The organism is Candidatus Nebulibacter yamunensis (assembly GCF_024208055.1).
GTDB lineage: Bacteria > Pseudomonadota > Gammaproteobacteria > Francisellales > Francisellaceae > Caedibacter > Caedibacter lacustris.
The window spans coordinates 20,316-40,510 of sequence record NZ_JAMBMW010000015.1 but is presented as its reverse complement, the minus strand read 5'-3'; the positions used below and the strand labels follow the sequence as shown (position 1 = coordinate 40,510).

20 protein-coding genes are annotated in these 20,195 nt (G+C 36.1%); 5 read left to right on the top strand and 15 right to left on the bottom strand.

What is annotated here, in order from left to right:
• Positions 1-11: 11 nt before the first annotated feature.
• The 4 genes from gap to M1V25_RS07435 all read right to left on the bottom strand — a co-directional run bounded on the left by gap (position 12) and on the right by M1V25_RS07435 (position 6,093).
• Positions 12-1,022: a type I glyceraldehyde-3-phosphate dehydrogenase gene (gene gap / locus M1V25_RS07450; RefSeq protein WP_498842880.1), complete on the bottom strand. Its 1,011-nt coding sequence runs from the start codon at positions 1,020-1,022 to the stop codon at positions 12-14.
• Positions 1,023-1,095: 73 nt separating this feature from the next.
• Positions 1,096-3,120: a transketolase gene (gene tkt, locus M1V25_RS07445; protein ID WP_498842884.1), complete on the bottom strand. Its 2,025-nt coding sequence runs from the start codon at positions 3,118-3,120 to the stop codon at positions 1,096-1,098.
• A 78-nt stretch (positions 3,121-3,198) separates the two neighbouring features.
• Complete coding sequence (locus M1V25_RS07440; protein ID WP_498842879.1) at positions 3,199-5,001, bottom strand: single-stranded-DNA-specific exonuclease RecJ; 1,803 nt, start codon at positions 4,999-5,001, stop codon at positions 3,199-3,201.
• Positions 5,002-6,093 (bottom strand): AI-2E family transporter, encoded by a 1,092-nt coding sequence (locus M1V25_RS07435; protein WP_116964029.1) that lies wholly within the window; start codon positions 6,091-6,093, stop codon positions 5,002-5,004.
• 165 nt (positions 6,094-6,258) lie between these two features.
• Between M1V25_RS07435 and M1V25_RS07430 the strand changes: the two genes are divergently transcribed.
• Entirely contained in the window at positions 6,259-6,747 is a 489-nt protein-coding gene (locus tag M1V25_RS07430; protein ID WP_116964030.1) for a hypothetical protein, read from the top strand.
• Positions 6,748-6,828: 81 nt separating this feature from the next.
• Here M1V25_RS07430 and M1V25_RS07425 read toward each other — a convergent pair whose 3' ends face one another.
• Genes M1V25_RS07425 through M1V25_RS07415 form a run of 3 tightly spaced genes read right to left on the bottom strand, consistent with a single transcriptional unit; the run spans position 6,829 to position 9,809 of the window.
• A complete protein-coding gene (locus M1V25_RS07425) occupies positions 6,829-6,987 on the bottom strand; it encodes a hypothetical protein (RefSeq protein ID WP_157966611.1) in 159 nt (52 codons plus the stop codon).
• Between the two features lie 15 nt (positions 6,988-7,002).
• Entirely contained in the window at positions 7,003-8,202 is a 1,200-nt protein-coding gene (cydB, locus tag M1V25_RS07420; RefSeq protein ID WP_116964031.1) for a cytochrome d ubiquinol oxidase subunit II, read from the bottom strand.
• 2 nt (positions 8,203-8,204) lie between these two features.
• Positions 8,205-9,809 carry a cytochrome ubiquinol oxidase subunit I gene (locus M1V25_RS07415; RefSeq protein ID WP_498842878.1) on the bottom strand — a complete coding sequence of 535 codons (1,605 nt, stop codon included), beginning with the start codon at positions 9,807-9,809 and terminating at the stop codon, positions 8,205-8,207.
• Positions 9,810-10,028: 219 nt separating this feature from the next.
• Between M1V25_RS07415 and M1V25_RS07410 the strand changes: the two genes are divergently transcribed.
• Positions 10,029-10,745: a Crp/Fnr family transcriptional regulator gene (locus M1V25_RS07410; protein ID WP_116964033.1), complete on the top strand. Its 717-nt coding sequence runs from the start codon at positions 10,029-10,031 to the stop codon at positions 10,743-10,745.
• 13 nt (positions 10,746-10,758) lie between these two features.
• Here the strand turns inward: M1V25_RS07410 and pgi are convergent, their stop codons facing one another.
• The 4 genes from pgi to trmL form a co-directional block, all read right to left on the bottom strand.
• Entirely contained in the window at positions 10,759-12,384 is a 1,626-nt protein-coding gene (gene pgi, locus M1V25_RS07405; protein WP_498842877.1) for a glucose-6-phosphate isomerase, read from the bottom strand.
• A 4-nt stretch (positions 12,385-12,388) separates the two neighbouring features.
• Positions 12,389-13,105, bottom strand: coding sequence for a 6-phosphogluconolactonase (gene pgl / locus M1V25_RS07400; RefSeq protein ID WP_116964034.1), 717 nt, complete (start codon positions 13,103-13,105; stop codon positions 12,389-12,391).
• A gap of 22 nt (positions 13,106-13,127) precedes the next feature.
• A complete protein-coding gene (gene zwf, locus M1V25_RS07395) occupies positions 13,128-14,645 on the bottom strand; it encodes a glucose-6-phosphate dehydrogenase (RefSeq protein ID WP_116964035.1) in 1,518 nt (505 codons plus the stop codon).
• Positions 14,646-15,177: 532 nt separating this feature from the next.
• Positions 15,178-15,648, bottom strand: coding sequence for a tRNA (uridine(34)/cytosine(34)/5-carboxymethylaminomethyluridine(34)-2'-O)-methyltransferase TrmL (gene trmL, locus M1V25_RS07390; RefSeq protein ID WP_116964036.1), 471 nt, complete (start codon positions 15,646-15,648; stop codon positions 15,178-15,180).
• Between the two features lie 126 nt (positions 15,649-15,774).
• On the opposite strand from trmL, the gene rbsK reads away from it, so the two are divergent.
• The 3 genes from rbsK (at position 15,775) to M1V25_RS07375 (ending at position 17,973) form a co-directional block, all read left to right on the top strand.
• Entirely contained in the window at positions 15,775-16,680 is a 906-nt protein-coding gene (gene rbsK / locus M1V25_RS07385) for a ribokinase (protein ID WP_116964037.1), read from the top strand.
• A gap of 5 nt (positions 16,681-16,685) precedes the next feature.
• Positions 16,686-17,438 carry a Nif3-like dinuclear metal center hexameric protein gene (locus tag M1V25_RS07380; RefSeq protein WP_116964038.1) on the top strand — a complete coding sequence of 251 codons (753 nt, stop codon included), beginning with the start codon at positions 16,686-16,688 and terminating at the stop codon, positions 17,436-17,438.
• 73 nt (positions 17,439-17,511) lie between these two features.
• Complete coding sequence (locus M1V25_RS07375) at positions 17,512-17,973, top strand: polyhydroxyalkanoate synthesis regulator DNA-binding domain-containing protein (protein WP_116964039.1); 462 nt, start codon at positions 17,512-17,514, stop codon at positions 17,971-17,973.
• A gap of 258 nt (positions 17,974-18,231) precedes the next feature.
• Here the strand turns inward: M1V25_RS07375 and M1V25_RS07370 are convergent, their stop codons facing one another.
• From M1V25_RS07370 to rapZ, 4 genes are all read right to left on the bottom strand, one after another.
• Positions 18,232-18,543 (bottom strand): hypothetical protein, encoded by a 312-nt coding sequence (locus M1V25_RS07370; RefSeq protein ID WP_498842876.1) that lies wholly within the window; start codon positions 18,541-18,543, stop codon positions 18,232-18,234.
• 93 nt (positions 18,544-18,636) lie between these two features.
• On the bottom strand, positions 18,637-18,912 hold the full coding sequence (locus M1V25_RS07365) for an HPr family phosphocarrier protein (RefSeq protein WP_116964041.1): 276 nt from the start codon (positions 18,910-18,912) through the stop codon (positions 18,637-18,639).
• Complete coding sequence (locus M1V25_RS07360) at positions 18,909-19,310, bottom strand: PTS sugar transporter subunit IIA (protein ID WP_116964042.1); 402 nt, start codon at positions 19,308-19,310, stop codon at positions 18,909-18,911. The genes M1V25_RS07365 and M1V25_RS07360 overlap by 4 nt, the downstream gene beginning before the upstream one ends.
• Positions 19,307-20,173, bottom strand: coding sequence for an RNase adapter RapZ (gene rapZ / locus M1V25_RS07355; protein WP_498842875.1), 867 nt, complete (start codon positions 20,171-20,173; stop codon positions 19,307-19,309). Before rapZ ends, M1V25_RS07360 begins: the two co-directional genes overlap by 4 nt.
• Positions 20,174-20,195: the final 22 nt, after the last annotated feature.

Here is a 20,195-nt window from a genome sequence, read left to right as displayed (position 1 = left end):
TTCGTTACTAATTATTTCGCATTAACCCATGCTTTTGTTGTTCTTAGCATTTGGTTTGAGAAGCCCCATTCATTGTCATACCAAGACAATACTTTTACCAAATTACCAATTACACGTGTCTGTGTTGCATCAAAAATAGAAGGATATGGATTATGATTAAAATCCATAGAAACAAGTGGATCAGTATTATATGCCAATATCCCTTTTAAGCTCTTTTCTGAAGCTGTTTTTAAAATCTGGTTGACTTCTTCCACACTTGTGTGCTTTTTAGCTGTAAAGGTTAAATCAACAACGGACACATTAATCGTTGGTACTCGCATCGCAAAACCATCTAAGCGACCTTTAAGTTCAGGCAAAACCAAGCCAACCGCAGCAGCTGCACCTGTTTTTGTTGGAATCATGTTATGTGCCGCTGCACGTGCACGATGCACATCTGAATGATAGCTATCAACAATACACTGATCATTGGTATAAGCGTGAATGGTTGTCATTAAACCTTCTGCAATACCAACAGTATCATTTAATGATTTCGCAATCGGTGCTAAACAATTTGTTGTACAAGATGCATTAGAAATAACGGTCATATTTGATGTTAAAACATGCTGATTAACGCCATAGACAATTGTTGCATCAACATCACTACCACCTGGTGCTGAAATCACAACCTTTTTTGCACCTGCTTGTAAATGTGGCTGACACTTCTCCTTTGAGGTAAAAAGACCCGTACACTCAAACACCACATCAATATCCAATGCTTTCCAAGGGAGATTGACAGGATTACGCTCAGCCAAAATTTTAATGCGATCGTGATTGATCACCATTTCATTGTTTTCAAGAGCAACGTTAGCACTAAAACGACCATGTGTTGTGTCGTATTTCGTTAGGTGAACATTGATATCAGGGCTTCCTAAATCATTAATTGCGACGACTTTAAATTGATCGCTTAAACCTGCTTCATAAATAGCACGTAGTACACAACGACCAATACGACCATAACCATTAATTGCAATTTTAATTGCCATTTCTTATTTCTCCTTTATTATTTTAATATCAACCTTGCTATCATCTTGTTGAAACGAAGACTAAGGCTGCCAACTAAACGTTTTCAATAATTGCTTTTCGTAATAATGCTTTTGCTTTTTGCTGGGCATGTTGTGCAGTTAAACCAAATTCTTGATAGAGTTTTTCGGCAGGTGCTGATTCGCCAAAGTGATTTAAACCAATCACATCCCCTCCTGCTTTTGGTAATAAACGGTACCATAAATCACCTTGTGCTGCTTCCATGACAAGCACTGGAAGATTCTGTTTAATGACGCTGTTTCGATAGTACTCAGATTGCAGCGTAAATTTCTCAACACATGGCATAGACACTACATTAGCTTTTATCCCTTCTTGGTCTAATAAATTTGCGGTCTCTAGCATAATGCTCACTTCTGAACCTGTAGCCATCAATGTAATCTTGGCTTGCACATTTTCTTTTAGCAAGTATCCACCCTTTTTAATCAAATTAAACTGATTTTTATCACTTACAACGGTTGGTAAGTTTTGACGAGATAATGCTAGTAATGATGGCGTGTTAGTTTCTTCAATAGCACATTGCCAAGCAATTGCAGTTTCAATAACATCAGCAGGACGCCATACATTCAAGTTTGGCATCACTCTTAAACTGGGTAGATGTTCAATAGGTTGATGGGTTGGACCATCTTCACCCAAACCAATTGAATCATGTGTCATTACATAAATAACCGGTTGCTTCATAATTGCACTCATGCGAATCGCATTTCTGGCATAATCTGTAAATACTAAGAATGTACCACCATAAGGTCTAAATCCACCATACAATGACATACCGTTCATCATCGCTACCATGCCAAACTCACGCACTCCATACGATAAATAGTTGGCGCCTTTAACAGAATGATCATTTACCCACTTACTTCCTGACCAATTTGTTAAGTTTGAGCCAGTTAAATCAGCAGAACCACCAAACATATCAGGCAACATTAAGCAGATTTGTTCTAACGCCATCTGCGAAGCTTTACGCGTTGCCACCATAGGTCTATTGTTGAAAAGTTTATTTAAATAGTCACCTATCTTCTCTACAAACCCTTGCGGTAAATCCCGTGATAAACGCAAGCTCAACTGAAGAAATTCTTGTGGATATAAAGCTTTATACGCTTGACATTGAGTCTGCCATTTTGCTTCCTGTGCTTGACCTTCTTCACACATATTCCAATCCGCATAAATATCAGCTGGAATCTCAAAAGGAGCATATGACCAGTTAAGCGCTTTACGCGTATTAGCTATTTCATCCTCACCTAGTGGTGCACCATGCACATGATGACTACCAGCTTTATTTGGCGCACCATGTCCAATTTGTGTCTTACAGCAAATCAACGTTGGTTTATTTGTTTCTCTTTGAGCCAAGGCAATTGCTTTATCAATAGCATCAAAATCATGACCATTAACATGACGAATTACCTGCCAACCATAAGCTTCATAACGCATGGCGACATCTTCAGTAAACCAACCGTTAACATCACCATCAATTGAAATATTATTATTGTCCCAAAAAGCAATAAGCTTACCTAATTGCAAGGTTCCTGCCAAAGAACTGGCTTCATGTGATACACCTTCCATTAAACAACCATCACCTAAAAATACATAAGTGTAATGATCTATAATTTCATGATCTTGTTTGTTGTATGTTTGTGCTAAAAGTTTTTCTGCTAAAGCCATACCAACGGCATTAGCAAAACCTTGCCCTAATGGTCCAGTAGTTGTTTCGACGCCTGGCGCATAACTGTATTCTGGGTGTCCTGGCGTTTTAGAGTGAAGTTGTCTGAAGTTTTTTAATTCATCAATCGATAAATCATAACCTGTTAAATGTAATAAAGAATACAATAGCATCGAGCCATGACCATTGGATAGAACAAATCGATCGCGATTATACCAACTTGGATTCTTAGGATTATATTTTAGATATTTTCGCCACAAAATAGTTGCGATATCTGCCATCCCCATCGGCATACCAGGATGACCAGATTTAGCTTTTTGTACAGCATCAATTGATAAAAAACGAATAGCGTTTGCAAGAGTTGAGTTTGAATTCATCTGCATCCCAAAAGTTGAAAATGTTGGCGTGAAGAAGTTTATCACAACTGTTTGCTAAATGCAGTGGTGATTGTAAGTAATCTTTTAGTCATATAGCAAATCCAAATATTCGACTTTTAAGTTCAAATAGCTTTGACCATTAAAATGCTCTTTTGTTAAGCGGTAAGCCACTTGTACTTTGCTGCCTACCGCAAACATATGGGTATTTTTATATTCTGTAGCAAAAAACCAAATACTCCTTAAGACTTTATCCTCAATTTTTAGCATCAACTGCATGTGTTGTGCTTCCTGCCCTACCATTTTAAGCGCTACAATCTCGGCTTTATTATAAAAGATAGGTGCTTCAAACTCACGCCCATATGGCTCAAGATAAGCAAACTTGTCAACTTGATTAAGATTAAAGTCCTCAGCACTTAACTCACCGTCACAATAAATAATTGGTCCAATTGATATTTTATTATGCTCAATTTGACTTTGGCAACAAGCATCAAATAACATACAAAAATCAACAAGTTTGTTTTTATAGATCGTCAAACCTGCTGCTCCTGTATGTCCACCATATTTAATTAAAATCTCATGCGAATTCTGGGCGATTTGATCTAATACATTTTTGATATTTAGACCATCAATGCTACGGGCAGAACCAGTAATGATTTCATCTTCACCTAGTTTTGGAGAAAACAAGATTGTTGGCAAACCGAATGTATCCTTGATACGACTGGCCGAAATACCATGCACACCAGCATGTCCGTCCTTCAAGTAAACACAAATACTACTTTGTCCTTGTTGATATTGTTTTGAAGCTTCAATCATAGCCAAATGTGTTATTTGCTTTTGAATGTCCTTACGCTTTTGGTTTTGTTGCTGTAAAAAGTCGACCCATTCATATGTTTTTTCATGCTCTTTAGATAACAAGAAGCTCACCGAGCTTAAGGCATCCGAAATGCGTCCATCACTGTTAAGCAAAGGCGCAATCATAAAACCTAAAAACTCACTATCGACTTTATGATGAAAATAATTGCTAAAACTTTTCCAACAACTACGCTGTAAACTCGAAATTTTACACATACCATAATATGCAACAACTCTATTATTTATGCTTTTTGCCATTGATACACAATCGGCAATTGTTCCAACTGCAACAAAATCTAATAAATCGCTTAATTGATAATCGGTGTTGATTTTTTTGTCTGTAAAAAACATTAATCTTCTGACCTCTGCCATTAATAACCATGCAACCATGCAGCCGGCAATATAAGGATCTTTGTATTCACAACCTTCTTGAGTAGGATTTAATACCGCATAGGCACTTTTAGGCACTCCTTCTTCAGGAATACTATGGTGATCTGTAACAATTACATCAATATTGTGTGATTTTAATAATGCAATACGTGATTCATCTGTTGAACCATTATCAGCTGTGATCACCAAACTTGGACTATTATCGTCGTTTAATATCCTTTGTGCTAAAGCATCCGACAAACCATAGCCTTCTTGCATTCTATGACCAATATAGGAACGAATTTTATCCTCTGGATGATTAAATAACTTAGTCAAAGCTTCATGTAAAATCGCATGAGAGGTTTGACCATCACAATCATGATCGGTTTCAAGTCCAATAATTTCCTCTTTTTCAAGCGCTTCAATAATGCGTTTTGCTGCCTTAGTTGCGTCCTTTAACAAATAAGGAGGCGTAAGAAACGCAAGTTTAAGTTTAACGAGTTTAAGAGCATATTCAGGATCTTCAATACGCCTTGCTATAATTCCTGCAATAAAGGCATCAACTTTGTTTTCAATTAAAGTTTTAAAAACTTGACGATGAAATGCTCTAAGTTCAATCTTAACCTTTGGACGCTGAATTTTAAGAATATCAACGATTTCACTCACTTAAGCCTCCTTTGGCTTACGGTTATTGATATTACGCCTTGTCCACATCTTAACTCCTGAGTTGATAAGTGCTGCTAATGGTATAGCAAAAAAGAGTCCCCAAAATCCCCATATACCACCAAAAACAAGTACAGAAGCAATAACCGCAACTGGATGTAAACTTAAGGCCTCTGAGAATAATAATGGCACCAATAAATTACCATCCAAACCTTGGATAATTAAATACACCAACAACATATAGAAAAACTGAGAGGTAAAACCAAACTGGCTTAATCCAATTAAAACTATAGGAATCGTGACAATAACCATGCCAATATAAGGAATAAAAACTGACAGCCCTACTAAAATCGCCAGTAGCAATGCATAGTTAAGACCAAACATGATAAAACCGATATAGGTTGCAAGGGTTACAATCAAACATTCAATCGTTTTCCCCTTAACGTAGTTACCCAATTGAGGTCGAACATCTGCCCATACCTCCTCTAAAGCACCTCGCTCATTTGGTAACATATTTACAAACCACCTGGCAATGCGTTCTTTGTCCTTTAAAAAGAAAAAAGCTAATAATGGCACGATAAACAAATATACTAGCCACGCGAAAATACTCGACAGCGACACCAATGAAAATTTAATTAAATATTGACTTATTCCTGCAATTTTATCAAATTTGATATTAGATATCGCACTGATTCCCTCTTTAATCTGCTCAGACGTAATGATATTAGGATATTTTTGTGATAGCTTTAACAAGCTTGCATGCAAGTTGTTGATTTGCTCAGGAATACTTTGCAGAAACTGTCCTGCTTGGTGCATCAAAGCAGGTAGCACAAATAATAATATTGCAATAACAACTGAAATAAATGCTAAAAAGACAAGGTACACAGCAATACTACGGTTCACCTTTAAGCGCCTTGATAACAATGACACAACAGCCTCTAATAAATATGCGATCACCACACCAGCTAAAATTGGAGCCAATAAACCACCAAAGAAGTTAATAATAAGCACGGCTATAAACGTTACCACAATAAATACAGCAGGTTCATTACTGTCAAATTTTTTCTGATACCACTGTCTTAAATATTTAATCAATTTATTACTCAGTCAGTTTGTTTTTTTGCCTTAAGATTCTATAGTAGTTTGCTTACGCTTACAAATAAATAGCATTTTTATGCTATCAAAGGTTTTAAAATTAATTAGGCTTTGCCATACTTGCCAACGTAATAGATTAATAGATACATAATTTATGGAGCAAATATGAGTCAGGAAACAATTACCAATATCAGTATTCAAAGCACAGCAACTTCCGACCCACAGTCACTTTTGGGAATCAGTATCGCTCTTGTGATTATGGTTATTATCTTTTATATTTTTTCTATCGCCTTTTCTTTTAGTGTGTATAAGCTACTAAAAGCAATACCTAGCGATAAAAAGATCAGTCCCCCTTGGCTTGCCTGGATGCTTTTCATTCCCATTGTTGGTTATATATTTCAATGGATTGTTTTGCCATTTGGTGTTGGCAACGCCTTAAAAAAATATCAAGAAATGGAAATAAAATTAAGGGGTGACACGCTTTTTATTTTAGGGCTTATCCTTGTTATTTTACCGATTGTGTCACTTATCCCAATGACTTTCCCCTTTACTGCTATTACAGGTGTTATTATTTATATTATCTATTGGGTCAAAATAGTCCAAGTTAGAAAAATCATTCTGAAAACCACTACAACAGATTCGGCTGAGCAATAGATATTTCCCACTCCTTGATTCGACTATGTTCCTATTCCTTATAAAGCAATACTTTAAATAATGACTGCTAATGTTAAATACTTATTCTTCATCTAAAAGTTTTTTATCCACAAAACTCGCAACACAACAACCTGCAGCTACCGCCATAAATGCCGTTATTAGCCATAGAATATAAAATGTCTCAAACACATAAGATAAGACAAGCGCAATAATGGCAATAATCCATAATATTGATTTCATTACATTCTCCTTAATTTAATATAACTCGTGTGAACGCTGTTGTACTTCTTGTGGTGTTAACTTCACACCTCTGCCCCACATTTTCTTGTAAACAAATGTTGTATAGATAAAGATAATTGGCAACGTAATGACAGCAACAATTAAAATACCAATCAATGATACCAATGAGCTACTGGCGTTCCACAAGACCATGCTTTGCGAAGGCTCAATACTTGATGGCATAATAAATGGAAACAAACTAAAGCCTAGTGTGAATACCACACCAAAACATGCAATAACACTACCTGTGAATGCCAAACCTGCTTTTGATTTTTCTGCAAAACTAAACACCATAATTGCACCAACAAAACCAAGTACGGGAGCGATTAGCATCCATAAATGGTTACCATAATTTACCCACCAACCACCTTGATTGATGGTGACTATACCTCCTGTTAATGGATGCTCAATCGCTTGTGAGTAAGTGCTAAGGTCATGGTTTAATTGCCAATGAAAGCCAGGTATAAAAATAAGCCAAACACCACCTAAGGCAAACAATATAAGAAATAACCACGCACTGATTTTTTGAATTTTAACAAAACGATCATACAATGCACCTGAAGTACGCATGGCGCAATAGGAAGCTCCATGCATAATTGACATGACAACTGCAAAAATACCAATAAATAATGCAAAGGGTTTTAATAAACCAAATAGTGAAATAAAGGCTGGCTCTTGTAATAGATCTTTGCTTGCACCATAGTAAAAGCGTAAAGTTTGCGGATCAAATTGAAAAGGTAACCCAAGGAATAAATTACCAATCGCAACACCAATAATCAAAATAGGAATCAGACTACCTAAGCACAACATCCAATCCCAAAAGTTTGCCCACTTAATGTTTTCAATTTTATGGCGATATTCAAACGCCACTGGTCGCAAGAATAATGCCCAAAGGACAACAAGTACACCTAGATACATACCGGAAAAGGATCCTGCATATACTCGCGGCCAAATGGCAAAAAGCCCTGCTCCTGCGGTAATCAACCAAACCTGATTGCCATCCCACGTGGGTGCCACAATATTGATAATAACACGTTTCTCATTGTCATTCTTACCTACAAAACGTGCTAAAATTCCTGCACCAAAGTCAAAACAGATTGTGGCTGCTGCTAAGAACATAACCAAACCCACAGCTAACCAGCTTAATAACTGAACAATACTATATAAATCCATCATGATTAGTTCCCCTGTTTATGTTCTTGTGAGTTTTGGAACGAGCCGCTAGGTCCTAAGCGTGCAAATTTGATCATTAAATACATCTCAACTGCAAACAATAATGCGTAGAACAAACAAAATACCACCAAGGTAAACAAAATATCCCAACCATTAATCATTGAAGAGCTCACTGTTGTTGGCAACATCTCATATACCGTCCAAGGTTGACGACCGTGTTCAGTTACAATCCAACCACATAAACAGGCAATCCAAGGCAATGGAATCATATACAGCATGGTTCTTAAGAGCCAGCGTTTTTCCCATAATGTTTTTCTAAAAAGTAACACAAGCCCTACAATAATGACCAAGAACATAAATACACCAATGCTAACCATGATTCTAAATGTCCAGAAAATCGCTGCGACATTAGGTACTGAATCCAAGGCAGCAGCATTGATTTGCTCAGATGTTGCAGAAGTAAGTGACTCGCCTACAGGTAAATAGCGTTGCAGCAACATCCCATAGCCTAAATCCTGGTGGTACTGATTGTAGATCTCTTGATCCTGTGAACTGGACTTCCCAGCACGCATTTTCATCATTGCTTCATAGGCTTTAGCACCATTAGCAATTCGTGTTGTTACTGCTGGGATTTCTTTACCTGTCACCACATCGACATAACCGTCATATAAAAGCGTATTTACACCATATATTTTCTGATCAAATGAGTGTGTTGCAAGTAATCCTAGCAATTTAGGAATTTGAATAGAAAAATCATTTTTTTGCTCAGACTGACTAGGAAAAGCAATCACATTAAAATTAGCAGGTGGCGTTTGTGTTCCCCATTCTGCCTCGATTGCAGCCAATTTCATCGGTTGATATTTATAAGCTAGAATCCCTTGTTCATCACCCATTACCATGACCATTAAAGATGCAACTAAACCAAAGCCCAAACCAATTCCCATCGATCTTTTAGCGAAACCAACATCCTTTTTACGCAATAAATAAAATGAACTAATACCAATCACAAAAACAGATGAAGTGATATAACCGGCAATCACTGTATGAGCAAAGCCAATTTGAGCAATTGGATTAATGAATAGATCCCATAAATGCGTTGTTTCCATACGCATGGTTTGCCATACAAATTCACCTCCTGCTGGCACCTGCATAAAACCATTGGCAACTAAGATCAATAAAGCAGACAAGTTAGAACCAAATGCTAAGCAAAAAGTAACGGCTAAATGCTGCTTTTTAGAAAGTTTGTTCCAACCAAGGAAAAACATTCCTACAAAAGTTGACTCCAACATAAAAGCAACCAAGCCTTCAATTGCAAGAGGGGTTCCAAAAATATCACCAACAAATTGTGAATAGTACGCCCAGTTTAAACCAAAAGAAAACTCCATAGTCAAGCCAGAAAGGACACCTACTGCAAAATTAATACCAAGGAGCTTGCCCCAGAATTTAGTCATATCCTTATAAACTTGCTTACCTGTCATAACGTACATGAGCTCCATCGTGAAAATAATCCAAGTTAGCCCTAACGTTAATGGCACAAAAATAAAGTGAAAACAAGCAACGAAGGCAAATTGCCAACGAGCAAGCTCCACTGATAGTAGACTTGGTATCATCTATATAACCCTTCATGTGATTGAACAAAATAAAGTGTTTTGTTAGAAATCAAATTACAAAATCACTGGGGATTTATTTTAACGCTTGGTGCTTTAAGGCTAAATAGCAAAACCAAAATCACATTATCAAGCTGTTATGTTTATTGATTTAAATCAACTTTCTTATAAAAAAACAGGTATAATTTATCAGCCTTTAAATACACCTGATAGCACTCACATATGACAACACAAAAAAAAGCCTCATGTACTAAACAGTCGCCACGTCCAAAAACATGTCATTTTTGTGATTGTCATAAGCTCTGTCACCTCTTTCATGTCAATCCTATAGACACTCTTAATTTTATTAAAGTACAAACAAATATATGCCACATAAAAAAAGGGCAATCGTTATATAAAACACAAGATAAAATCACTGCTATATTTATCATACGCACAGGCAGTTTTAAGCTTGTGAACCAGAACGACTATATTGTTGATTTTTGTTTACAAGGCGATGCCCTTGGTTTTGATGCAATTGAAAGTTCAGCACATACTCTTACTGCTATTGCTCTTGAAGATAGCGCAATTTGTGCTTTTGACTATTACAGCCTCATCCAAGCATTGCCACAAAAACCTATTGTTATCCTAGATTTTTTACAATTAATAAGTAAAAAACTTAACCTTGCTATTAACTCTTTAGATACCACTCAAGAAGCCTACGTAAAATTAGCTAGCTTTATTTATAAACTAGCAAATCATCAAAAGCGCTGTGGTTACTCTAACAAATCATTTATGCTACCTATGAAATATTTAGAAATTGCAAATCATCTTAACTTGAGTATTGAGACGATCTCCCGTGCATTTAAATCTCTGACTAACAACACGATTTTAAGTACTAAGCACAAAGAAATTACCATTCTTGACTTTGAACGCTTAAAGTCTATCGCAACAACATAATCCACTTTATAAATTACTGAAACTGCTTCAACAAGCCTCTTGTTGAGCTATCATAGCTTGGATGAGATAAATATCCTTTTTGTAAGCTTTCCAAAATTGACTTACCAAGTGCTTTACCTAGCTCCACACCCCATTGATCAAAACTATTAATCCCCCAAATTACACCTTGAACGAAAATTTTATGCTCATATAAAGCAATTAATTGACCTAAAGCTTGGGGAGTAAGCTCATCTATTAAAATAGTATTACTGGGTTTATTACCAGCAATAACCTTTTGTGACGCTAAGCTTGAGATTTCATTTTCACTTATCCCACTTTTTTTAAGTTCATTTTTAACTTGTTCTAAGCTTTGACCTTGCATAAGAGCTTGCGATTGAGCAAAACAATTTGCCAATAGCACTTGTTGATGATTTTGTAGTGTATGATAGCTTTTCTTAACGGCAATAAAGTCCGCTGGCACTGTAACATTACCTTGATGTAACAACTGATGAAAGGCATGTTGACCATTAGTACCTACACCACCCCACAGTACAACACCTGTTTGATTGTGACTAAGCTTTCCATTTTTTTTGCAAGATTTACCATTACTTTCCATATCTGCTTGTTGTAGATAGTCCACTAAATAACACAGCCGATCATCATAAGCTAAAATCGCCTGTGATTGAGTATGATAAAAATTACTATATAGAATGGCAATAAGCGCCAAAATAACTGGCATATTCTCTGTTAAAGGTGCTGTTTTAAAATGTTTATCCATGACATAAGCACCTTTCAATAAATCCTCAAAGTGATTAAAACCAATGGCAAATGCAATTGCCATACCAATAGATGACCATAGTGAATATCTTCCCCCTACCCAATCCCACATAGCAAAGCAATTTTGTAACTCAATGCCAAACTGCTCAACTTTATCTTGAGCACTTGAGATGGCAACAAAGTGTTTAGCTACAGCCTTTGACGTTTGGTAATGATCAAGCAACCATTTACGTGCAGTTTCTGCATTCATTAATGTCTCTTGAGTGGTAAACGATTTAGAGGCAACAATAAATAAGGTCGTCTCAGGATGGATGCGGTTTAACACGCTTAAAATCGAATCAGCATCGACATTCGAAACAAAATGCACACGTGTTTTGTTTTGATGATAAGGTTTTAACGCCCTTACTATCATTTTTGGTCCCAAATCAGAACCACCAATACCGATATTAACTACATCAGTAATTTTTTTATCTGTAAAGCCTCGCCAATGACCATCGTGCACATCTTTAACCAATTTTTGTACTTTTTTACGCTCAACTTCAATTTCTAATTTAACGTTCTTACCATCAACCAAAATTGAATCTTGAGAAAAATCACGCAAAGCTGTATGTAAAACGGCTCGATTTTCACTGGTGTTGATTTTACTCCCTTTAAACATTGCATCACACATTACTGCAACCTGTGCATTTTCCGCCAAAGCAAATAAACACTCTAATATTTCTTCATTGATCCTATTTTTGGAATAATCAAGGAATAAATTTCCATGCTTTAAGTGATAGCGATTAAAACGTTGACTATCTTCATCAAAAAGATCTTTTATTGCTAAATGCTTATATTTTGTTTCTAATAAATGCTGTAATTTATTTGTAATTTCTTGATTCATCGCTTTACTCCAACTCATTTGCAGCAGGTTGATCAAGATGCCAAACTAGTTTACCTTCAATTGGTTTAACAACCTTTGCTGGATAAGCTATCGATACATTCTCCTGATCAAAAACTTTCTTTAGCATATTTGCTTTAGACTCCCCTGTTACCAGAAAATCAATGACCTTCGCATAATTTATGATTTTTAATGTTAACGTCACGCGATACTGCTTTGTCGTTGGGTGCATTGCTATTTCCACCCACTTATCGGAAGACAATGACACACCATTGACAAATAAAGAAGCCGTGTGCCCATCTTCACCCATACCTAACCAGATCCAATCAAATTGCGGAATATCATTATACTTAGGCACGTATTTTTTGATGCTTTGTACATAGTTTAGGGTGGCTTGCTCCGGTGAAATATCACCTTGCATAGGATGCAAATTTTCTCTTGGGATCTTTACCTGCTGAAACAGCATACGATCTGCTTCACCAAAATTACTCTCTTTATCTTCAAATGCGACACAGCGCTCATCACACCACCAAAAATGTAACTTCTCCCACTTAATTTCAATCATTTTGTCACTTTTTGCAATAAGCTCAAATATAGCTTTAGGCGTACTGCCTCCAGAAAGTGCAATATGAACCTCATCTTGTCTTGAATGCGATAAGCTAACAAGTTTTGTCAGCATAGCATAGGCAATATCTTCTTTCTCTTGATATATAATGTATGACATTCTCTATTTTACCCCCCCTTACTTAAGCTTTTGAGTTTTGCTTAAAGTTTGATGATGGATTACGCCAAATGTGGTCTAACTCGGCTAACATTTTGTCAGATTCAACTGGACCAAATGAACCACTTGGATAAAAATTTAATATACTCTTACCATGCTTATGAATGTATTGAATGATTGGATCGATAATATTCCAGCAGGCCTCAACTGCATCATTACGTGCAAATAAAGTATTATCTCCTTGTAAAGCATCTAGAATTAAACGCTCATAAGCAGTTGGCAATGCTTTTTGAGCAAAATCAGAATAATAAAAACCCATATCCACCTCATGAGTTTTAAAGCCACTACCTGGTTCTTTTGCCGCAAAACTAAGCTTAATTCCTTCATCAGGCTGAATACGAATAACCAACTGATTCTTAAATTTTGTTATTTTCTGTACTTGAGAGAAAAAAGGGTGAGGTGTCGGTTTGAAATTAATCACAACCTCAGAAACGCGCTGATTTAAACGTTTACCAGTACGCACATAAAATGGCACATTATGCCAGCGCCAGTTATCAATAAAAAAGCGAATTGCAGCATAAGTTTCAGTAGTTGAATCTTTTGCTACCGCTTGTTCATCACGGTACGAACCTTTAATCACACCTTGAACGCAACCTTCTTGATACTGAGCAATCACCACGTTTTGTTTTATGTCTTCAGCTGTTCTAAAGCGACGAATAGATTGAAATACTTTTAACGTTTCATTACGAATAGAATACGCATCCATTTTAGCAGGAGCTTCCATTGCGACAATACCCAAAAGTTGTAATAGATGATTTTGAATCATGTCACGAATAGCGCCATTTTGGTCATAATATCCCGCTCTTGAACCAAGCCCAATCGACTCATTGGCATAGATCTGTACATTATCAATGTGAGCTGCATTCCACAAAGGTTCAAAAATTGAATTAGCAAAACGAAAAACTAATAAGTTCTGCACCGTTTCCTTGCCAAGGTAATGATCAATTCTAAATAACTGAGATTCTTTATAATGCTGTAGCAAATGTGCATTTAATGCGCATGCACTTTTTTCATCTATGCCAAATGGTTTTTCAATGATGATTCGCTTATAACCATCTGTTTCATCATTTAAGCCCAACTTGGCTAAGTGTGAAGGAATTTGATAATACAAACTAGGTGGCGTTGACAAGTAGAAAAGTAAGTTATTGTCAAGCTTATGGCTTTTAAGCAGCGCCTTTAAACGCTTATTTAATAATGTATATCCTTCATCTGTATAAACATCTATCGACTGGTAATAAATTTGATTTAAAAATTTATTAATACTTTTCTGATCGTCTGGATATTCAGTTAGCAAAGCCTCACACATTTTTTGACGAAATTGTTCATCGTTAAACGCTGATCGTGAAACCCCCAATACGATATTATTTTTAGTTAAACTCTTATGTTGGTATAGATGAAAAATGGCAGGTATAAGCTTACGCGCCGTTAAATCACCTGATGCGCCAAAAATGACAATAATTCCATTTGCTAACTTATGTTGCATTAAGCATCTCTGTAGTTAATCGTGAAACGCCGATAGTTATACCATTTTTTATTACCAAGTTCACGATTTAATCGCAACAATTAATTGTTTAATTTTCATACCACAGGACAGTAGCTGCAAAAAACCTTTATTTCTAAGCGGTTTCATGCTCAATAGAATAGATCGCTTAGTATACTGTTGTTTAAATAATAACTAAAATCTCTGTACACGAAGAGAAAATTATAAAATACTGCTTGAGGCGTTATTTTTTCTGATTTACGTAACATGAAAAAAACACTTCAAACAGCTGATGAATAGTTTATTTGTTATCAGGGTAAAGCAAAATCAATTAACCACGAATGCTAAGGGGCTTAAGGTGGATGTTTTAACTTTAAGGATAAGCATTTGAAAAACTTAAAATAAGATTTCAAAGCTAATGGCATTGCTTACTCTCAGCATTGTGGCGCATAAAAAAAGGCTTTTTCAACTACCTTCTCCTATAGCATGCAATCAATAGCACTTTCTTAGCACCAACTCTTTTGCAAGAATTAAATTACTCTTCACTCAAATTCCCTAGGAAATCCAATTGACGCCATGCTTCAAACAACATAACTGCTGCTGCATTTGATAAGTTTAGGCTTCTGCTGTTTTTTAGCATAGGGAGCTTAATTTGCCTATACTCTAACGCTTTAAGTATGTAAGCTGGCAATCCTCTACTTTCAGGTCCTAACAATAAAACATCTTCATCTTGAAATTGTACTTGATGATAATATTGCTTGGCTTTAGTCGTACATGCCCAAATTCTCTTATGGCTATTCTTGATAACAAAATCCTCAAAGTTTTGATAGCGTGCGACCTCTGCAAATTCATGGTAATCCAATCCCGCACGGCGTAACTTTTTGTCTTCTAACTCAAAGCCAAACGGTTCAATCAAGTGTAACCTTGCACCTGTATTGGCACATAAACGGATAATATTTCCCGTATTAGGGGGAATCTCAGGCTCATATAAAGCAATATGAATCATCTTTTTCCTTAACAAAACTATGCTTTTTCTATTCTATGCGTTTTAATCAGGATAAGGAGTGTGGATACAAGCATTTTTTGATACGATATGTGAAATTTTTATAAGGACTCATGAAGGATAAGCACAATGACAATCATGGTGATTGGTAGTGCCAATACAGATTTAATTATTCAAGTTGAACATCTTCCTAGACCAGGTGAAACATTACTTGGAGGAAAGTTTTTAACAGCATCAGGCGGGAAAGGTGCTAACCAAGCAGTTGCAGCTGCACGCTTGGGTGGAAAAGTATGTTTTATTGCCAGTATTGGTCAAGACAGTTTTGGCGAAGCACTGTTAAAAAAGTACGCTCAAGATAGTATTAACATTCAACATATTAAACGTCCACAAAGCGCATCAGGCATTGCCATGGTTTGTGTTGCATCCAACGGACAAAATTCAATTGTTGTTGCTCCTGGCTCTAATGCGTTTCTTACACCTTGTGATATTGCTGCTATAGAGGATCAGTTTTTACATGCAAAAGTTGTCCTAACTCAACTAGAAATACCACTCTCAACTATTGTTGCAGCTGCTAAACTTGCCTATAAACACAAATGCTTATTCATTCTAAATCCTGCTCCTGCCTATGTTTTACCTGATGAACTTTACCCATTTATTGACATCATCACACCAAATGAAATAGAAGCTGAACTCTTAACAGGTATCCGGGTTTGTGATCTATCTTCCGCATTGACGGCTTCTAAAATTCTTCATCAACGTGGCATAAAAAACGTTATTATTACAATGGGTCATCAAGGTGCATTTTTCTACGATGGTAAAAATGAAGTGCTAGTTCCAACACTTCAAGTTAATGCTATTGATACAACCGCTGCAGGTGATACTTTTAATGGTGCACTTGCTAAAACGTTATGCAACAGTAATGACATCATCTCCGCTATTAAATATGCTAATAAAGCCTCCGCTTTATCGGTTACGAAACTAGGTGCGCAAAGCTCCATCCCATATCCCCATGAAATTGAAGCATTACAAGGTTAATTACAATGGTCAATAACAAAAAATTTGAACGCTACATTGACACACTATTAAATATACAATCAATTAAAGATTACTGTCCAAATGGTCTACAAATAGAAGGTAAAAAAAATATTAATATTATCGTCACAGGTGTTAGTGCAAGTCTTGAGCTCATTCATGCTGCCATCGCTAAAAAAGCAGATGCCATATTGGTTCATCATGGTTATTTTTGGAAAGCTGAAAATCCAACGATTACTGGCATCAAATATCAACGCATTAAAGCAATTATTCAGCATAATATTAACCTTTTTGGCTATCATTTACCACTAGATGTACATCCTAACTTGGGTAATAACGTTCAACTGGCTAAGCGTCTAGATCTTTGTATTGTTGGTGAATTCAATACAAATACTATACCTAACTATGGTTTAATGTGTGAAACAAAGTTGACGTTAAATGCTTTAATCGACAAAATCGAATCTACACTTATGCGAAAGCCACTTGTCGTTGGTAATCAAAACCTGCACATCCACAAAGTTGCCATTTGTACTGGAGGAGCTCAAGACCTTATTGAACAGGCTTATCATGCAGGAGCAGATGTCTATATTTCAGGTGAAATTTCAGAGCGTACAACACTTATTGCACGGGAACTTGGTATGACTTACATTGCAGCAGGACATCACGCGACCGAGCGTTATGGAATTGCAACACTAGGTCAATATTTAGCACAAGAATTTTCTTTAGAACATTATTTTGTTGATATTGATAACCCAGTTTAATACTGTTGTTATCCCTAACTTATTTTTTTTGTGATAGACTGCTTACACCTAACTTGAACAACGTAAGCTCATTATGGGAAGCGAAAAAGATAACATTAGGCTTATTAAGAAATATCCTAATAGACGTTTATACGATACAAAAGGCAGCTGTTATATTACAGCTGAAGGCGTCCATAAATTGATTATAGAGCATGAAAATGTCGTTGTGGTTGATAATAAGACAGGAAAAGATATCACACGTGGGGTGCTCATGCAAATCATTAATGATTTGGAAGAAAAGAGTCCAAGACAAATGTTTAGTAATGAATTCCTAGCACATGTAATTAAGTCTTATGGGACAGAGATGCAAAATACTTTGGTGTTATGCTTTAACAAAACACTTGACCTTTATTTAAGCCAAACTAATGCCCAAGAAGACTTAATAAAAAAATCCAGCAAACAGATGAATCCTAGTGATTATTTTAATACGATTGCCAGAGAAAATATCAGCCGCTGGCAAAAGTCTTGGGAAAACTTAAAAAGTACCAAAAAGTAATATTCCAAATACATACTTACTCATTGTAATTATTTATAATTGCTTCAATTTGCGGTTAATCGCAAAAAACTTTCTGAGAAACTATTAATTACAAAACACATATTACCCATATCTTCTTGGATTATTACTACTAACGATTACTGCTTTTATGCTGATCTATACATAGTATATACTTTTTTAAACACTTCCTGCTCCTGGTTTTTAGAGTCCCGCATTCGCTTTGCTTAGCTCATAGCGGTTAATTAAACTAAGTTTAGGCTAGGCATTAATAAGTACTTTACGCTCAACACCCCAGCATCGACTTAACACGTTATATTTATTTATGCTTTTTTGTTTAAACATCTTCATGAAGTTGTCACGTTTAACACTTTTTTCAGCTATCCCAGACTTAAGCTTAATATTAAAGCGGTTCGCCCATTTACGAATTGTTCCATGCTTAAAACCCAACATTTTTTCAGCTTCTTGATAGGTCATCCCTTCGACAGCACAACGCTGTAAAACTTCCTCTGCACTACAGCCATATTTTTGTTGAATAATGTGTTCAAAACTTCCAGTGTATTGATTCGCCATGACATATTCCTCTTTCGTCTAAGTTTATAAATTCTTAACGTGATGCGCATTCTAAAAATGCAAACTTAAGACAAGCTTAAGATAAACATAGTTTTAACTTTCTTCTCCAAAACGATCTTGAATGAGCGTTCGAATACTATCTAGTGCTTCTTGTGCATCTTCTCCTTCAGCACTTATTATAATTGATGTACCGCATGATGCTCCTAACATCATCAAGCCCATTATACTCTTACAATTTACTTTTACACCTGTTTTAACAACTTCCATATAAACGTCGCTGCTGAATCTAAGTGCCAAATTTACAAGTTTAGAAGCAGCACGCGCATGCAAACCAAGTTGATTAATAATCACTAACTCAACTTCTTTCATATTTTTCTTTTACCTTCTTCAAGTACAATACAAGCTTTAGACGCATCATAAACTCTTTGTGCCAAATCATCCAATGCAATCTCTTGCTTATGATAAGTTAAGGCTTTTAATAACATAGGCATATTCAACCCTGTAATAACAGATAAGTTATAAGCACACATGAAAGATTGTGTTACATTCGTTGGAGTCGCACCAAAAAGATCGGTTAGTACCAAAAAACCATTTGCTTCTGGCATACTCTTAAAAGATTCTTCCACACGCTCCAATAATTCAGGTTGATCAAACGAACAAGATGAAACAACCTGCACATATCCTTGTTGAATTTGCACCAAACGTGTTGCAACATCAAGCATCGCCTTACCGATACTGCCGTGGGTAATCAGTACAATACCAATCATTTGTCTAATTCCCTATGCCAAATAAGTAAGTCTTCAAAACTTGTGCTTAATTTTTTATACAATGCTTCTGCAACATAAACAGAACGATGCTGTCCTCCTGTGCAACCAATGCCTATATCAATATAGCTTTTACCCTGCTTTTGTTGTAAGCCACACCATTTTGTTATAAAGAGACTAATATCTCTAATCATTTCATGTACTAGTGGTTGAGATTCTAGGTATTTGATAACCTCTTGATCCTTTCCTGTCAATAAACGTAACTTCTTATTCCAATAAGGATTAATTAAGCTTCTAACATCAAATAGGTAATCTGCCTTTTGTGGCATGCCGTGTTTAAAACCAAATGAAAACAACTTTATTTGTGTAATTGGTTCTCCTTGGTTAAGTAGTTTTTTTTGCAACAACTCCCGTAGCTGTTGTTGCGATAAACTCGTTGTATCCAAGGTATAATCAGAAGCGTAAGCATACGACTCTAATGCGCTTAACTCTAAATCTATTGCTTTTTCCAGTGTCATCCCTTGCACCGAAAAAGGATGACGGCGACGCGTTTCATCATAACGCTTAATCAATACATTACGATCTGCCGTAATATACCAGCATGTCAAATTAAAATGATATTTTTTCTTTAAATCATCAACTATAAAAATCTCTGATTCTAAAAATGAATGTGGTGCTAATGATATAACAATATTTTTATTATATTGCTCGGTATTAAGAAGATGGAAAAGTGTCTGATCTAATAAAAAATAAGGTAGGTTTTCAATACAAAAAAAACCCTGATCCTCTAAAATACTTAATACTGTTGATTTACCAGCACCAGAAACGCCAGCTAAAAGCACAACCGACTTAGGTGTACTACTCACGCAATTTATAACCATTGTTCTT